The sequence below is a fragment of the Pseudobutyrivibrio sp. LB2011 genome (genome assembly GCF_000701765.1).
Lineage (GTDB): Bacteria > Bacillota > Clostridia > Lachnospirales > Lachnospiraceae > Pseudobutyrivibrio > Pseudobutyrivibrio ruminis.
In genome coordinates, this window is sequence record NZ_JNJS01000002.1 from 198,269 (window position 1) to 214,215 (window position 15,947).

Sequence of the window (15,947 nt, forward strand, 5' to 3'; positions counted from 1 at the left end):
GGGGAACGGTCTATTGTGCGTTTATGAAAGGACTTTATTTTTAGTGATACACCAGTTTAAAAACAACGGTTATAACGTTGTCATAGATATTAACAGTGGCGCGATTCACGTAGTTGATGATGTCACATACGATTACCTTGCTCTCTGGCAGGAGCATGGCGCAGAGGTCGCTTTTACAAAGATGAAAGAGAGCCATTCAGAAGTTTCAGAGGAGGAGCTTAACGCTATCAAATCCGAAATTCAGCAGCTTATTGACGATGGCTCATTATTTACAGAGGATAACTACGAGCCTCACATTGCTGATTTTACAGCACGCCCTACAGTGGTAAAGGCTCTTTGCTTACATATAACACACGATTGCAACTTGGCATGTAAATACTGCTTCGCAGAGGAAGGCGAATACCATACAGGTAAGCGCGAGCTCATGAGCTACGAAGTTGGTAAGCAAGCACTTGATTTCTTAGTTGCTAATTCAGGCAGCCGTCGAAACCTTGAGGTTGATTTCTTCGGTGGCGAGCCACTTATGAACTGGCAGGTTGTAAAGGATCTTGTTAAGTATGGTCGTTCAATTGAAAAGGAACACGGAAAGAACTTCCGATTCACTCTTACGACAAACGGCGTTCTTTTAAATGATGAGATTCAGGAATTTGCAAATAAGGAGATGGCCAATGTAGTACTTAGCTGCGACGGTCGTCCAGAAATTCATAATCTTATGCGTCCATTCAGAAAAGGCGCACCAAGCTACGAAATCGTTATGCCAAAGTTTAAAAAGTTGGCAGAATCCAGAAATCAGGACAAATACTACATCAGAGGTACATTCACTAGAAACAATCTTGATTTCTCAAAGGATGTTATCCACTTGGCAAACGAAGGCTTCAAGCAGATTTCAGTTGAGCCGGTAGTCGCTCAGGATACAGATGATTACGCTATCCGTGAGGAAGACTTACCAAAGCTCTTTGAAGAATACGATAATCTTGCAGCAGAAATGATGAGACGTCAGGGCACAGATGAAGATTTCAATTTCTTCCACTTCATGATTGATTTGGAAGGTGGCCCATGTGTTTACAAGCGTCTTTCAGGATGTGGTTCAGGAACTGAGTACATGGCAGTTACACCTACTGGTGAGCTTTATCCATGTCATCAGTTTGTTGGAAACACAGACTTCTGTCTTGGCGATGTATATAACGGAGTTAAAAAGACTGATGTTGTTAATCAGTTCAAGCACTGCAATGTATACGCTAAGGAAGAATGTAAGAATTGCTTCGCAAGATTTTACTGTAGCGGCGGTTGTGCAGCTAATGCATACAACTTTACTGGCAGCATTTTGGGGAACTATCACGTTGGCTGCGAGTTACAGAAAAAACGTATTGAATGTGCTATTGCATTAAAGGTTCACGCAAGCGAGCTAGAGGCTGAGGCACAATAAATAGAATAGGAGAATAAAAATGAGACGTTTAAAAAAGGGACAGGGTATTGCCTGGCTTGTTGCGTTCGTAGTAATCCTTGGTTTACTTGGTTACTATGCAGCACTTGTTCTTACAGGCACAATCAATAAGACTGACGACAGCCTTAAGTTAGGACTTGATCTTGACGGTGGTGTCAGCATTACATACGAAGCAGTTGGAGATACACCTACTGACGAGCAGATGGAGGATACAATCCTTAAGCTTCAGCAGCGTATCGAAAACGACTTGGGCGAAGAAAGCTCAACAACAGAAGCTAATGTTTATCGTGTAGGCGATAAGCGTATCACAGTTGAAATTCCAGGTGTTTCTGATGCTAATGCTCTTTTGGAAGAGCTTGGTACACCAGGTACACTTTACTTCATTACTCAGTACGATATTGAGGGAAATCCAAACTACACAATCAACGGTTATGATGCAGATGGCAACATCGATGGCACACTTAACTATGACATCGATACATTGATTGATAATGGCTCAGTTATTGCAACTGGTACAAATGTTACTAGTGCACAGGCAGCTACTCAGACAAACCAGACAACAAACGCTACAGAGTATGTTGTTCAGCTTCGTTTCGACGATGAGGGAACAACAGCATTCTCAGCAGCAACAACAGCAGCTTCATTAACAGGCGATTCAATTGCAATCTACTATGATGGTAAGTTTGTTTCAGTTCCTACCGTAAAGAATGCAATTTCAGATGGTAATTGCGTCATCGAGGGAATGGATTCATACGAGCAGGCTCAGAAGCTTGCTTCATACATCCGTATCGGTGGACTTGATATTGAGCTTACAGAGCTTGAGTCTCAGGTAGTAGGTGCTCAGCTTGGTTCTGACGCACTCAGAACATCACTTATTGCTGCAGGTGTAGGTCTTGTTATCGTTATGTTATTCCTTATTGCTATGTACTTAGTACCAGGTGTTGTTGCTTCACTTGCACTTGCTCTTTACACAGCAATGCTTATTGGAATCTTAAAGGCATTTGATATTACACTTACATTGCCAGGTATCGCTGGTATGATTCTTTCAATCGGTATGGCGGTTGATGCCAATGTTATTTGCTTCGCACGTATCCGTGAGGAGATTAAGAATGGACGTCCTGTTATCTCAGCAATTGAAACAGGATTCTCAAAGGCTCTTTCAGCTATCCTTGATGGAAACATCACAACACTTATTGCAGCAGCAGTTCTTGGAATCCTTGGTTCAGGTACTGTAAAGGGATTCGCAATTACACTTGCACTCGGTGTTGTTTTATCAATGTTTACAGCACTTGTTATTACACGTATCCTTATGAATTCTTTCTATGCACTTGGCGTTCGTTCTCCAAAGGCATACGGTAAGGCTAAGGAACCTACAAAGTTCGACTTCGTTGGAAAGAAGGCAATCTTCATTACAATTTCAGTTGCAATCATCGCAGCAGGCTTTGTAACAATGGGTGTATTCAAGGCAAAGGATGGAGCAGGACTTAACTACTCTCTCGAGTTCCTTGGTGGTACATCAACAACAGTTGATTTCAACGAGACATACACACTTGAGCAGTTAGATAGCATTGTTGTTCCAGATATCGCTTCTACACTTGATATTAGCGAGGGAAGCATCCAGACAACAACAGTTGATGGAAGCAACCAGGCAATCTTCAAAACACGTACACTTACACTTGATGAGCGTACAGCTTTAAATGAAATGTTCGAGTCAAAGTATTCAGTTGCAGAGGATTCAATTACTTCACAGAGTATTGGTTCTACAATCTCAGGCGAGATGCGCAGCCAGTCAACAATCGCAGTTATCGTTGCAGTACTTTGCATGCTTGTATATATTTGGTTCAGATTTAAGGACATCAGATTTGCATCATCAGCAATCATTGCTCTTATCCACGATGTACTTATTGTATTGTCACTTTATGCATTTGCACGTATATCAGTTGGTTCAGCATTTATTGCATGTATGCTTACAGTTATCGGTTACTCTGTTAACGATACAATCGTTGTATTTGACCGTATCAGAGAAAACCACAAGGCAATCAGAACAGAGACAGCTGAGACTCTTAAGGAGCTTGCAAACAACTCATTGTCACAGACATTGTCTCGTAGTATTTCAACATCAATAACAACAGCAATCATGGTACTTATGCTTCTCATCCTTGGTGTTTCATCAATCAGAGAGTTCGCATTACCACTTCTTGCTGGTGTAATTGCTGGTACATATTCATCTATCTTTATCGCAACACAGCTTTGGTACATATTTAGAGTTAGTGGTAAAAAGTCGAATTAATTATCACTCATCAAATAGTTATTAAAGTATTTAGTATAGATTAGGAGATATAGTATGATCGACATTAAATTTTTACGCGAAAATCCAGACGCAGTTAAAGAGAATATTAAAAAGAAGTTCCAGGAGCACAAGCTTGGTCTTGTTGATGAAGTAATTGAACTTGATGACAAGAGACGTGCTGCTCAGCAGGAGGCAGATGACCTCCGTGCTGAGATGAACAAAGCATCTAAGCAGATCGGTGCATTAATGGGACAGGGCAAAAAGGATGAGGCTGAGGCTGCAAAGAAAGAAGTTGCAGAGCTTAAGCAGAGAATCAAGGACCTTGAGCCAGTTGAGAAGGAGCTTTCAGACAAGGTTGAAGAAATCATGATGAAGATTCCTAACATCATTGATCCTTCAGTTCCAATTGGTCCAGATGATTCTTGCAACGTTGAAATCGAAAAGTTCGGTGAGCCAGTGGTTCCTGATTTCGAAATCCCATATCACACAGATATCATGGAGAGATTCAATGGTATCGATATGGATGCAGCTGGTAAGGTTGCAGGTAATGGTTTCTATTACTTAATGGGAGATATTGCTCGTCTTCATTCAGCAGTTATCTCATATGCACGTGATTTCATGATTGATAGAGGATTTACATATTGCATTCCTCCTTTCATGATTCGTTCAAACGTAGTTACTGGCGTTATGTCATTCGAAGAGATGGACGCTATGATGTACAAAATCGAAGGTGAGGATCTTTACCTTATCGGAACATCAGAGCATTCAATGATCGGTAAGTTCATCGATACACTTAATGATGAAGCAAACTTACCATACACACTTACAAGCTACAGCCCATGCTTCCGTAAGGAAAAGGGTGCTCATGGTATTGAGGAGCGTGGTGTATATCGTATCCACCAGTTCGAGAAGCAGGAGATGATCGTTGTTTGTAAGCCAGAAGATTCAAAGATGTACTATGACAAGCTTTGGCAGAACACAGTTGATTTATTCCGCAGCTTAGATATTCCTGTACGTACACTTGAGTGCTGTTCAGGAGATTTAGCTGATCTTAAGGTTAAGTCTTGCGACGTTGAGGCATGGTCACCACGTCAGAAGAAGTACTTCGAAGTTGGTTCATGCTCAAATCTTGGCGACGCACAGGCACGCCGTCTTAAGATTCGTGTTAAGGCTGAGGATGGTACAAAGTACTTTGCTCACACACTTAACAACACAGTTGTTGCTCCACCACGTATGCTTATCGCATTCTTGGAGAACAACCTTCGCGAGGATGGCAGCGTAGCTATCCCTAAGGCACTCCAGCCTTACATGGGTGGTAAGGAAGTCCTCATACCCGTAAAATAATCGTATTTGACAATATATTCGAATCATATTATTATTCATCGGGAAGAAATCTAATATAGTATTTAATGGCAAGTAGCATCAAAGTCTCGGTAAGCGCGAGGAGGAAGGCTCCATACAAGCTAGGAAGGAACCCCGAAGGGGGAGGTTGCCTAGCGAAGTGTGGAAGGTGGCCTCCGGGAGCATGAAAAACTTAAGTGCTACTTGCACTTTTTGGGGTTTTTACTGTAACTATAGGTTTGCAGTAGAAAAGGAAGTTTTATGGCAATTCAGAGTAGAGAAGATATTAGAAATATTGCGATTATCGCACACGTAGATCACGGTAAAACTACACTTGTAGATGAGCTTTTGAAGCAGTCTGGTGTATTCCGTGAGAACCAGGAAGTAGCTGAGCGTGTCATGGATTCAAATGACATCGAGCGTGAGCGTGGTATCACAATTCTTTCAAAAAACACAGCAGTATATTATAAAGACACAAAGATTAACATTATCGATACACCAGGTCATGCTGACTTTGGTGGCGAGGTTGAGCGTGTTCTTAAGATGGTAAACGGTGTTGTTCTTGTAGTAGATGCATTTGAAGGTGCAATGCCACAGACAAAGTTCGTTCTTATGAAGGCACTTGATCTTGATTTACCAGTTATCGTATGTATCAACAAAATCGATAGACCAGAGGCTCGTCCTGATGAGGTTATCGATGAAGTTCTTGAGCTTTTCATGGATCTTGATGCATCTGATGAGCAGCTTGATTGCCCATTCATCTATGCTTCAGCTAAGGAAGGTTATGCTATCAGAAGCCTTGATGAAGAGCACAAGGATATGACAGCTCTCTTCGAGACAATCGTTGATTACATTCCAGCTCCAACTGGTGATCCAGAGGCTCCTACACAGGTTCTTATTTCTACAATCGATTACAACGAGTACGTTGGTAGAATTGGTATCGGTAAGGTAGAGAATGGTTCAATCAAGGTTAACCAGGATGCAATCGTTGTTAATGCACACGACCCAGAGAAGAACAACAAGGTTCGTATTTCAAAGCTTTTTGAGTACGATGGACTTAATAAAGTAGACGTAGATTCAGCTGAGATTGGTTCTATTGTAGCTATCTCTGGTATTGCAGATATCCATATTGGAGATACAATTTGTGCAGTTGATGCACCAAATCCTATCCCATTCCAGAAGATTTCTGAGCCTACCATTTCAATGAACTTCATTGTAAATGATAGCCCACTTGCTGGTCAGGAAGGAAAGTACGTTACATCACGTCACATCAGAGAGCGCCTTATGAAGGAGCTTAACACAGACGTTTCACTTAGAGTTGAAGATACAGATTCACCTGATTCACTTAAGGTTTCAGGACGTGGTGAGCTTCACCTTTCAGTTCTTATTGAGAACATGCGCCGTGAAGGTTTCGAGTTTGCTGTATCAAAGGCAGAGGTTCTTTACAAGACAGACGAAAAGGGTCACAAGCTTGAGCCAATGGAGCGTGCTTACGTAGATGTACCAGATGAGTTTACTGGTGCAGTTATAGAGAAGCTTTCTCAGAGAAAGGGTGAGCTTCAGAATATGACACCTATCACAGGTGGATACACACGTATTGAGTTTAAGATCCCTGCACGTGGTCTTATCGGCTATCGTGGAGAGTTCATGACAGATACAAAAGGAAATGGTATAATCAATACAATTTTCGACGGTTATGAGATTTACAAGGGTGACATTGCTTATCGTAAGCAGGGTTCACTTATTGCATTCGAGACAGGTGAGTCTGTTACATACGGACTTTTCTCAGCTCAGGAGCGTGGTACACTTTTCATTGGACCAGGCGAAAAAGTATATTCTGGTATGGTAATTGGACAGAGCTCACGTGCTGAAGATATCGAGCTTAACGTATGTAAGAAAAAGCATCTTACAAATACTCGTTCATCATCAGCAGATGAGGCACTTACTCTTGTACCACCTAGAGTTCTTAGTCTTGAGCAGGCTCTTGATTTCATCGATGTAGATGAGCTTTTGGAAGTTACTCCAGAGTCTTTACGTATCAGAAAGAGAATCCTTGATCCTCTTATGAGAAAGAGAGCTAGCATTAGAAAGTAGGAGATTTATGGAAAAGGGAACTATACAGGCTTACTACGGAAGCGGACAGGGCAAATCAGCGGCAGCGCTTGGATATGCTCTGCGCTTTGCTTCGGAAGGTAGAAGTACAATCATAATCCAGTTCTTAAAATCAGAAAACGATTCAGACTATCTTGAAAAGCTTGAACCAGAAATCAAGCTTTTCAGATTTGAGCGTTCAAAAGAAGGTTTTCAAAATCTTACAGACGAGCAAAAGCAGGAAGAGAAAATCAACATTCTCAATGGCTTGAACTATGCAAAAAAGGTTCTTGGCACAGGAGAATGTGATTTACTCATTCTTGATGAAATCCTCGGCGTTGTTGACGAGGGCATCGTTTCAGAACAGGATATAATGGAAGTATTAGAAGGCAAGTCAGTTTTCACTAATGTGATATTGACAGGTCTTAACATGACGCCTGGATTGTTTGAAATAGCAGACAGTGTATTAAACATTAAGCCAGAGAAATAATCTCTGGCTACTGTTATATTCTCAATTGTAGGGTTTTTACGAGGAGAAGCTATGGTTAGAGGGTGGATAATCGGAAATAGCAGCGGACTGTTTTTTGGCATGTTTTCATGTATTGCTTTGATTGTGTTCATTTTTACAATGAGAGCTTTTGATCACAAGGTCAAATTCAGGTTTATCTATGGAGCAACAGCTCTATTAATTGCCATGTTTGGAACAATAATTTATTCAACATCAGGCTATATAATAGTTACTGTTCTTTCTTATATTCTGCCATTTTTGGCTATTGGAATCCTATTTTTGTATATGTATATGTATGCAGCTAGATATAACATAGATTCTGTATCCAGGTGCTACAAACGCAGATGTTTTTATGCAGATGCAGAAAGACATTCAAAGAATAAAATGGCCATTATATCAATGGATTTAAATGACCTAAAGTATATCAATGACAATTTTGGACATAAGGCAGGAGATATAGCTTTGCTTACTTTTGCTGAAGTATGTCGTTCCGTAAAGCCTAGCAAATTTATTCTTTACCGAACAGGTGGAGATGAATTCATGATGCTTGGAATAAAAGCCACAAAGGATGAGGCTGAAACGCTTATACATGATATAAGATTAAAGCTTCAAGAAACACCATACACATGCTCCTTTGGAATAAATATGTATAATCCATCCGATGATTTTGATGATGTCGTAGTTAAAGCTGATCAGGCCATGTACGAGGACAAACGAATGTACAAGGAAATGAAAATCAAAGCTAATCCTTCAAAAGATGAGGAATACGACGAATCACTTAGGATGTTTACTAGTAATATAAGTTTTTTAGATTGAGGTGACAAAATGACAAAAGTAGTTATGCACGGCTGCAACGGCCACATGGGAAGAGTTATTACTGATTTGTGTAAAGCTGACAGCGAAGTATCAATTGTTGCTGGTGTAGATAAATTCAAGGGAATTGAAAATGAATACCCAGTATTTGATTCTATTTCAGATGTAGATGTAGACTTTGATGTGATTATTGATTTTTCAAACGCTGCAGCTGTAGATGACCTTTTGATATATTGCGAATCAAATGGCAAGCCAGTTGTTCTTTGCACAACAGGACTTACAGATGATATGATTAATCATGTTGATTCAGCTAGCAAGAAGGTAGCAGTTCTTCGTTCAGCTAACATGTCACTTGGAATCAACACATTATTTGATCTTTGCAAAAAAGCTACACAGGTATTTGCTGATGCAGGATATGATATCGAAATCGTAGAGAAGCATCACAATCAAAAATTAGATGCACCAAGCGGAACAGCTCTTGCTCTTGCAGATGCTTGTAATGAAGCATTGGATGAAAAGTATGAGTATTGTTACGGACGTGCAGATAGAAGAGAAAAGAGACCTAAGAACGAAATTGGTATTTCTGCAGTTAGAGGCGGAAATATTGTTGGCGAGCATGAGGTTATTTTTGCAGGACTTGATGAAGTTATTACTATCAAGCACACAGCATATTCTAAGAGCGTATTTGCTAAGGGAGCTGTTGAAGCAGCCAAATTCTTAGCAGGAAAGCCAGCAGGGCTTTACGACATGAAGCAGGTTATTGCTGAGAAATAAGAGGAAAGATATAGAGGGCGAATTATGTATATTCAACTCAATTCACAGGTAATATGCTATGAGAAGACCGGCGAGGGTACGCCGGTTATTCTTATACACGGAAATAACGGAAATCTCCATGATTTTGACGCATTAGCAGAGACTATGAGCATGTATCATACAGTTTATGCTATGGATTCAAGAGGCCATGGAGAGAGTGCAACACCAAAGGAATATCATTATCGTGATATGGCAGATGATGTAATCAATCTTATTACAGCTTTAGATATAGAAAAGCCATACTTAATTGGATATTCGGATGGTGGCATAATAGCCCTTTTAGTTGCAATAAAGGCTAGCAAATTGCTTTCTGGAATTGTATGCTGTGGCGCAAATCTTTCACCATCTGGAATACATCACAGAGTGCTTCGTGAAATGAAAAAGGATTATAAGAGAACAAATGACCCTAAGATTCTTATGATGCTTGAGGAGCCTGATATTTCGCCATCAGACTTACGTCGTATCTCTGTGCCTGCAATGATATTTGCAGGAGAAGATGATTGCATCAAGGAAAAAGAGTCTGAAAAAATAGCTGCCAACATTCCTGAGGCAGAATTACATATCTTACCAGATGAAAATCATGACAGTTATATAGTGGGGACAAACCGCTTATTTAAGTACATTTCAGGCTTTTTGAGGTAGAAGTATTCCTTGTGTTTATGAACTATCCATGATAATATTGTTATAAAATTGTGAAAAAGAAACTAAGCGTTATTAAATATAACGTTCCGCTAGGCAAGTAACAGGGGTAGTTATGGCACAGGAAAATAAGGGTAAAAAAATGGGGCTTCTAGCCCAAATAAACATAGCGATAGTTATGGCGGCAGCTATAATTCTCGCTTTGTGTTACTTCTCTACTACAGACACGGTAGATAATGTAATAACAGAAGAAATAGAGCCGTACTCGGTAGCAGTGTTATCAGATGGCTCTAAGGAATATTTCTTTAAGTTGGTAGATTATGACTATCACTATTCTGGAATATCATTCTATACATCACATCAGTTAGTCACTGCCTATAATATGGGCAGAGAGATTTATTCTTTCAATACATCAGGTGGTTTCTGGACATCAAGTCCGGGGTCTTCTTATCACTTTATTGAAATTAATGAAAAAATGGTACAGATTGCAGTTATTGTAAAGCCTGTATATGATATCGTGGCAAATCAAAAGCTTACATTCTACATAGGCAGTACATATGGAATGTATGATGGGCTTATGACAAACTCAATGCCAAGATTCTTCGTTAGTATATTGATTATATTCCTTAGCGTTTTACTGTTTTTATATTATGCAATAATGCGCGAAAAACAGCAGCTCGGTAGAGAATTATTATATCTTGGATATTTTTCATTCTTTGCTGGTCTGTGGTCATTAAATGAGACAGATGTATCATCACTTATGATGAGCAACAAAATTGTTGATTCACTTGTTCCATATATATGTTTAATGCTTATCGTTCCATCAATGATTATGTTTTTTGATGCATATTTGGGAATACGATGTATTACTTGTAGAAAAATAATTCTTTCGTATTCAGTAGGGCAGTCTATTGTACTTACCATATTACACTTCACAAAGATTGCGGAGTTTAGAGAAACACTGATTTTCATGCAGATTTTACTTGTTGTAGCAGCCTTCTATATCCTGGTTGGAATGATTAGTATGCTCATTAAGCGTAATTTTTCTAGACGTCTTGAAATATGCGCGATGGGGCTTTCATTGTTCATACTTACTTTGATTATTGATTTGGGACAGTATTATTTGGTTCTTGGTGATGCTGATAAAGTTGGTAGATACTTATTCTTGATATTTGCATTCTTGCTTGCGTTCGATATGATTAAGGATGCAAATGAAATTATTGAAAAGGGTCGTCGTGCAAAACAGCTTGAAGTATTTGCCATTACTGATAGTATGACAGGCTTGTTTAACAGAAATGCATTTGAGAGCCATGTTAAAGCCGGTGGAAGTCTTGAAGGTTTGGTTGCAGTTGTAGCCGATGCTAATGGATTAAAGAAATGCAATGATACATACGGCCATGAGGCAGGCGATGAATACATTACAATAGTTGCCAACATATTCAATAGTGTCTATGGTAAATATGGAAACTGTTATAGAACTGGTGGAGATGAGTTCTGCTGTATTATTCCTGCAAATCGTCACGTTAATATGGATCGCCTTAAAAAGCTATTCATGTCAAAGGTATATACAGCCAACCTTGAAGGTGACCACGTCTTCGACATCGGCGTAGCCGTCGGACACGCTCGCTATGACTCAGAGCTTGATCCTGACTTCCGAGCCCTCGTCAAACGTGCCGATGCTCACATGTACGAAAACAAACGTGAGCTCAAGGCTGCCATATCCTAGGTAGATGAATTCTACCCCCGTATGTAGGGCGTGGTGTGGTTTGCTTGCACCTGGGGCTTCGGACGCCCCTGCCTGCCCGGCATCATTTGAGCAGATTTATGGATTACCTTAATGTGTAAAGTCTCCCATATGTAGGTGTACTTACGAAGCTTTTACAATTCGAAGGTAATGTGTGACCTAGACGGACAAAAATAATATTTATAATCAGCTAGTCTAAACTAGTCTTTGTATTATTACTTTTGCTACTCCGCTCACTAAGAAAAATAAAAAAGAGATATTTGTATGTATTGGCACCGTGGCACATTCAACATCGTGTTTCAAGTGACCACTGCTGCCGCCGTCCTAGCGGCATCTGCCAATTCATATCAAATATCTCTTTTATTTTTTCTAAGTTCACTACAAAGCAAATAGTAATTAATACAAAGCTAGCTTTAGACAGCTGATAATTTAATGTAAAGAATGTCCGTCTAGGGCATACTTTACCGATAGAATTGTAAAACTTTGTAAGAACACCTACTAATAAATATGGGAGACTACACAATTAGATAATCCTAAATCTGTGATTGTGCCGGGCAGGCAGGGGAGTCCGAAGCCCCAGGTGCAAGCAAGCCGTGGGGTTTACTCTACGGGGGTGGAATTCATCCAGTCTACCAGCTCTTGGAGGCCGTCCTCTGTGAATGGGGCGGTGTTTGTGAGCTTCTTTTCGTCTGGTGTGTTTTCGGAGCTGAAGGGGCCAGGCCATAGGGTGGCTTGGAACTTGTCGTCAGCACCTTCTTCGCTTACTTTTTCAATTTTATAGCATTTCTTGCCGTCGCTTCCTGTAAATGAGGGAGCTTTTTTGTAATATCCTAATGAAAGGAGTCTCTTTCGTTCTATCATAAGCTATATTTTAAAGAAACTATAAGACTTTGTCACTAATAAATGGTAAAATGAGCTTAAGAAAATAACTGGAGATAGGGGGATGCGACATATGGGAAAAGGACGACTTTTTAGAATTGTGTGCGGGATAATGATTGCGATTATAGTAGTCATTCTTGTGGTGCTTTTTGTAAGTGATGACGATACTTATTCAAGCGTAAGTATTGATGAATCTGTTCCTTATGCCGATACAACTAGTTGGATGGGCAACCTATCTGATGACCTTTATTTATCAGAGATTACAATTCCTGGTACGCATGATAGTTGTGCTAGAAATGTTATGCTTGGTTATGTGATGAGATGCCAGGACACCGATGTCTCAGAACAGTTGGAGAACGGATATAGATATTTGGATTTTCGCGTAGCATTAGACGAAAAGACAAATAAAGTAAAGATGGTACATAATTTTGCCAGCTGTCATGAAGATGGCAATCTATTTTCGGATTATCTCTATTTTGATGATGTGTGCGCTGATGTATATAGCTTTTTGCAGCAGTATCCTACAGAGACAGTCATTGTAAACATTAAGATAGAAGATGATGACCATTCGGTTAGCGATATCCAGAATCTATTAACTGAACAGATAAGTGCTAATAAAGATTATTGGTATACTGAGGATGAGATACCTTTGCTTAGTGATGCAAGAGGCCGTATTGTTCTTGCAACAAGATTTTCAGATGCAGCCGCGACAGATATGATGGGCCTTAATATGCAGTGGACTGAGCAGGACAACAATACACCAATCGATATCCCTTATGAGCTTTATGTGTATAACAATTTCAGAGTGTGGATACAGGACAGATATAAATACAACGTTGAGGATAAGTATGAAGCAATCGTAGATGGCCTTGAAAACTGCGAGGCTGACGAAAATACACTGTTCCTTAATTTTGTTAGTACAAGTGGAGATGGAAAAATTGGCCATCCACGTGGATATGCAAATACATTAAATGAACTTTTAATGGAGTATCAATTAAAAGATGATACTAGCTATGGAATTATTATTGTAGATTTTGGTAATAAGGACTTAGCAAGACATATATATTATACAAATCAGTTTTAAATACTAAGTCATTTAGATAAAAAATAACATAGGAGGAAAGTACATGGAAAAGCTAGAGAATGAAGAGGTAAATCCAATCCTATTGGAGTTCCTTGATGCGGATTCCTTCGAGGATAAGTATAAGCTTTTGGTTGCAACGCCAACAATGGATTTTGACGACCTTCTTATTGACAACATGGCGTCATCCATTGATGTTGTAATTGATGACGGAGATATCGAATCAAGACTACAGGACTTAAAAGTTTGTGTACGTACTAGAGCCAAATACGAGACTGAAAGATTTAGGAGATAGAAATGGCAAACACAAAAATAAAAACAAAGCGCAAAAAGATTAAAAACAAATTAATCTTTTTGCTTCTACCAGTGGTAATAGTCACTATTCTCGTGTTAGTTGGAATAGCAACTGTTCTTTCTCGAAATAGTATGACAGAAATGGCCACAGCACAGTTGGATTCATCAATTTCTAATCAGGCAGACAATATCGAAGCCTGGCTTGACGAAAATCTTGAAAATTTCTCAACAGTAAAACAAGTAATTGAACAGACACAGCCAGATGAAGAGGGGCTGCAGAAAATCCTGGATTCATTCTATGGATTTAATAAGTATTGCACTGAAGGCCCATATGTTGCTACAGCAGATGGCCGCTTTTATGCTTCAAGTGCTTCCGGTTTAAGAGTAACAAATCCTACAGGAGAAACATTCTTTAAGCAGGGTATCACTAGTGTAAATATGAACTATGGTACAGCTTATACAAATGATGAAGGCACATCGGTAATTAGTGCATCTGGTATTTTAAATGATGGTAGTGGCGAGCTTAAGGTTATCGCTGCAGACTTATCTCTTGACCAAATCAGTATCATAGTAAACTCTGGAGTAAAGATGGATTCTGCGGCATCATTCCTTATCGATGCATCAGACAACACTATTCTTGCTCATAGAGATCCAGAGCGTATATCTACTACTCTTACAACTTCAGACAGCGATAAGCTGATGGCAGACATTGCAGAGAAGCTTGAGACTAGAGATTACGATACAGTTGCATTGAATGGATACGAAGTTGCATTTAGGGAGATTCAGGGAACAGACTGGGTACTTGTTTCATATATTGCAGATTCGGTTATCCTTAAGGATGTTATGAAGCTGACAAATCTTCTCATTATAGTAGGAATTATTGCAGTAATCGTTATAGTAATTATGATCAACCTCCTGGTATCTAAAGTTATTGCTCCACTTGGACATATCACAAAGAACATTACAGATATGTCAGCAGGTGATTTTACAATCGAAGTTAAGCAGGAGAGCGATGATGAAATCGGCTTGATGGGAAGCAAGGTTAGCGAGTTTGTGGAATCAATGCGAACCATGCTTTCTACAATTAATGAGGAGTCTGAAAAGCTTAAAGAGCAATCGGACAACTCAGATAGAGTATCAAAAGATATGTTTGAGGCATCTCGTTCACAGGCAGATGCTATGCAGAACTTGAATAGCACTGTTGACCAGTTGGCAGTGGCAGTTAATGAAATTGCAGAAAACGCCACAACTCTTGCCATGGTTGTTTCTGACACCAGGGAGAATTCTAATCAGGCCAACGCTAGCATGAAGGAAACAGTTGAAATCAGCAAGAAGGGCCGAGATGATATGGAACAGCTTTCTGTTGCTATGCAGGGAATCAAAAATAGCAACGATGAGCTTGTTAATAAGATTAATGATGTTGGCAAAGCATCAGAGGAAATCACAAAGATTGTTGGTTTGATTGCAGAAATTGCAGACGAGACAAATCTTCTTTCGCTCAATGCTTCAATTGAAGCTGCAAGAGCAGGCGAGGCTGGCAAGGGATTTGCGGTAGTAGCAAGTGAGATTGGAAAGCTTGCACAGAATTCGGCAGCCAGTGCAGATAATATATCAAGGCTTATAAATGATGTTCAAAAGGCTATCAATTCTGTAGTTGAACAGGCTGAGGCAAGCGCAGAAAACATCGACGCAAACAGTCAGCTTATTGATACAGCGGTTGATACATTTGATCAGATTTACCAGAATATTGAAAAGTCAAATGAATTGCTTGATTTAATGATTCAGGATGTAGAAAAGGTTGATGATGTTGCAGGTAACGTTGCAGCCATTTCAGAGGAGCAGGCAGCTAGTGCTGATGAAATCCTTGAAACAAGTCACCACATGGTTGAGCAGGCAAATAGTATCACAGCCAGCAGCCAGGATGTCGCAGATAATTCACATGAGCTTGCAAGCACATCAGATACACTTTCAGCTTATGTTCAGCAATTCAAGATATAGAGGGGGCTATGG

13 protein-coding genes are annotated in these 15,947 nt (G+C 39.8%); 12 read left to right on the forward strand and 1 reads right to left on the reverse strand.

Going from position 1 to position 15,947, the window contains the following annotated elements; all coding sequences use genetic code 11:
• The first annotated feature begins 43 nt into the window (after nucleotides 1–43).
• The 9 genes from scfB to T375_RS04455 all read left to right on the forward strand — a co-directional run bounded on the left by scfB (nucleotide 44) and on the right by T375_RS04455 (nucleotide 11,665).
• Complete coding sequence (gene scfB, locus T375_RS04415) at nucleotides 44–1,426, forward strand: thioether cross-link-forming SCIFF peptide maturase (protein WP_044936176.1); 1,383 nt, start codon at nucleotides 44–46, stop codon at nucleotides 1,424–1,426.
• Nucleotides 1,427–1,445: 19 nt separating this feature from the next.
• Nucleotides 1,446–3,734 (forward strand): protein translocase subunit SecDF, encoded by a 2,289-nt coding sequence (locus tag T375_RS04420; RefSeq protein ID WP_044935507.1) that lies wholly within the window; start codon nucleotides 1,446–1,448, stop codon nucleotides 3,732–3,734.
• Between the two features lie 54 nt (nucleotides 3,735–3,788).
• The gene (gene serS, locus T375_RS04425) at nucleotides 3,789–5,078 is read left to right on the forward strand and encodes a serine--tRNA ligase (RefSeq protein WP_044935509.1); all 1,290 of its coding nucleotides are present in this window, start codon (nucleotides 3,789–3,791) and stop codon (nucleotides 5,076–5,078) included.
• A gap of 258 nt (nucleotides 5,079–5,336) precedes the next feature.
• Nucleotides 5,337–7,169 carry a translational GTPase TypA gene (gene typA / locus T375_RS04430; protein WP_044935512.1) on the forward strand — a complete coding sequence of 611 codons (1,833 nt, stop codon included), beginning with the start codon at nucleotides 5,337–5,339 and terminating at the stop codon, nucleotides 7,167–7,169.
• A gap of 7 nt (nucleotides 7,170–7,176) precedes the next feature.
• The gene (locus tag T375_RS04435) at nucleotides 7,177–7,656 is read left to right on the forward strand and encodes a cob(I)yrinic acid a,c-diamide adenosyltransferase (protein WP_044935514.1); all 480 of its coding nucleotides are present in this window, start codon (nucleotides 7,177–7,179) and stop codon (nucleotides 7,654–7,656) included.
• 51 nt (nucleotides 7,657–7,707) lie between these two features.
• Nucleotides 7,708–8,490: a GGDEF domain-containing protein gene (locus tag T375_RS04440; RefSeq protein ID WP_044935516.1), complete on the forward strand. Its 783-nt coding sequence runs from the start codon at nucleotides 7,708–7,710 to the stop codon at nucleotides 8,488–8,490.
• 9 nt (nucleotides 8,491–8,499) lie between these two features.
• Complete coding sequence (gene dapB / locus T375_RS04445; protein ID WP_044935518.1) at nucleotides 8,500–9,261, forward strand: 4-hydroxy-tetrahydrodipicolinate reductase; 762 nt, start codon at nucleotides 8,500–8,502, stop codon at nucleotides 9,259–9,261.
• Nucleotides 9,262–9,285: 24 nt separating this feature from the next.
• Nucleotides 9,286–9,942 carry an alpha/beta fold hydrolase gene (locus T375_RS04450; RefSeq protein WP_044935520.1) on the forward strand — a complete coding sequence of 219 codons (657 nt, stop codon included), beginning with the start codon at nucleotides 9,286–9,288 and terminating at the stop codon, nucleotides 9,940–9,942.
• Nucleotides 9,943–10,054: 112 nt separating this feature from the next.
• Nucleotides 10,055–11,665 (forward strand): GGDEF domain-containing protein, encoded by a 1,611-nt coding sequence (locus tag T375_RS04455; protein WP_044935522.1) that lies wholly within the window; start codon nucleotides 10,055–10,057, stop codon nucleotides 11,663–11,665.
• Between the two features lie 618 nt (nucleotides 11,666–12,283).
• Here the strand turns inward: T375_RS04455 and T375_RS04460 are convergent.
• The gene (locus T375_RS04460) at nucleotides 12,284–12,544 is read right to left on the reverse strand and encodes a hypothetical protein (protein WP_044935524.1); all 261 of its coding nucleotides are present in this window, start codon (nucleotides 12,542–12,544) and stop codon (nucleotides 12,284–12,286) included.
• A 91-nt stretch (nucleotides 12,545–12,635) separates the two neighbouring features.
• On the opposite strand from T375_RS04460, the gene T375_RS04465 reads away from it, so the two are divergent.
• The 3 genes from T375_RS04465 to T375_RS04475 are packed head-to-tail and all read left to right on the forward strand — an operon-like array spanning nucleotide 12,636 to nucleotide 15,935.
• On the forward strand, nucleotides 12,636–13,646 hold the full coding sequence (locus tag T375_RS04465) for a phosphatidylinositol-specific phospholipase C domain-containing protein (RefSeq protein WP_044935527.1): 1,011 nt from the start codon (nucleotides 12,636–12,638) through the stop codon (nucleotides 13,644–13,646).
• 43 nt (nucleotides 13,647–13,689) lie between these two features.
• Entirely contained in the window at nucleotides 13,690–13,938 is a 249-nt protein-coding gene (locus tag T375_RS04470) for a hypothetical protein (protein WP_049960292.1), read from the forward strand.
• Between the two features lie 2 nt (nucleotides 13,939–13,940).
• Complete coding sequence (locus T375_RS04475; RefSeq protein WP_044935530.1) at nucleotides 13,941–15,935, forward strand: methyl-accepting chemotaxis protein; 1,995 nt, start codon at nucleotides 13,941–13,943, stop codon at nucleotides 15,933–15,935.
• The last annotated feature ends 12 nt before the right edge of the window (nucleotides 15,936–15,947 follow it).

Coding starts and splice junctions, on each gene's coding strand:
- T375_RS04420 (WP_044935507.1), top strand. CDS start 1,446: ATGAGACGTTTAAAAAAGGGACAGGGTATTGCCTGGCTTGTTGCGTTC.
- serS (WP_044935509.1), top strand. CDS start 3,789: ATGATCGACATTAAATTTTTACGCGAAAATCCAGACGCAGTTAAAGAG.
- typA (WP_044935512.1), top strand. CDS start 5,337: ATGGCAATTCAGAGTAGAGAAGATATTAGAAATATTGCGATTATCGCA.
- T375_RS04435 (WP_044935514.1), top strand. CDS start 7,177: ATGGAAAAGGGAACTATACAGGCTTACTACGGAAGCGGACAGGGCAAA.
- T375_RS04440 (WP_044935516.1), top strand. CDS start 7,708: ATGGTTAGAGGGTGGATAATCGGAAATAGCAGCGGACTGTTTTTTGGC.
- dapB (WP_044935518.1), top strand. CDS start 8,500: ATGACAAAAGTAGTTATGCACGGCTGCAACGGCCACATGGGAAGAGTT.
- T375_RS04450 (WP_044935520.1), top strand. CDS start 9,286: ATGTATATTCAACTCAATTCACAGGTAATATGCTATGAGAAGACCGGC.
- T375_RS04455 (WP_044935522.1), top strand. CDS start 10,055: ATGGCACAGGAAAATAAGGGTAAAAAAATGGGGCTTCTAGCCCAAATA.
- T375_RS04460 (WP_044935524.1), bottom strand. CDS start 12,544: ATGATAGAACGAAAGAGACTCCTTTCATTAGGATATTACAAAAAAGCT.
- T375_RS04465 (WP_044935527.1), top strand. CDS start 12,636: ATGGGAAAAGGACGACTTTTTAGAATTGTGTGCGGGATAATGATTGCG.
- T375_RS04470 (WP_049960292.1), top strand. CDS start 13,690: ATGGAAAAGCTAGAGAATGAAGAGGTAAATCCAATCCTATTGGAGTTC.
- T375_RS04475 (WP_044935530.1), top strand. CDS start 13,941: ATGGCAAACACAAAAATAAAAACAAAGCGCAAAAAGATTAAAAACAAA.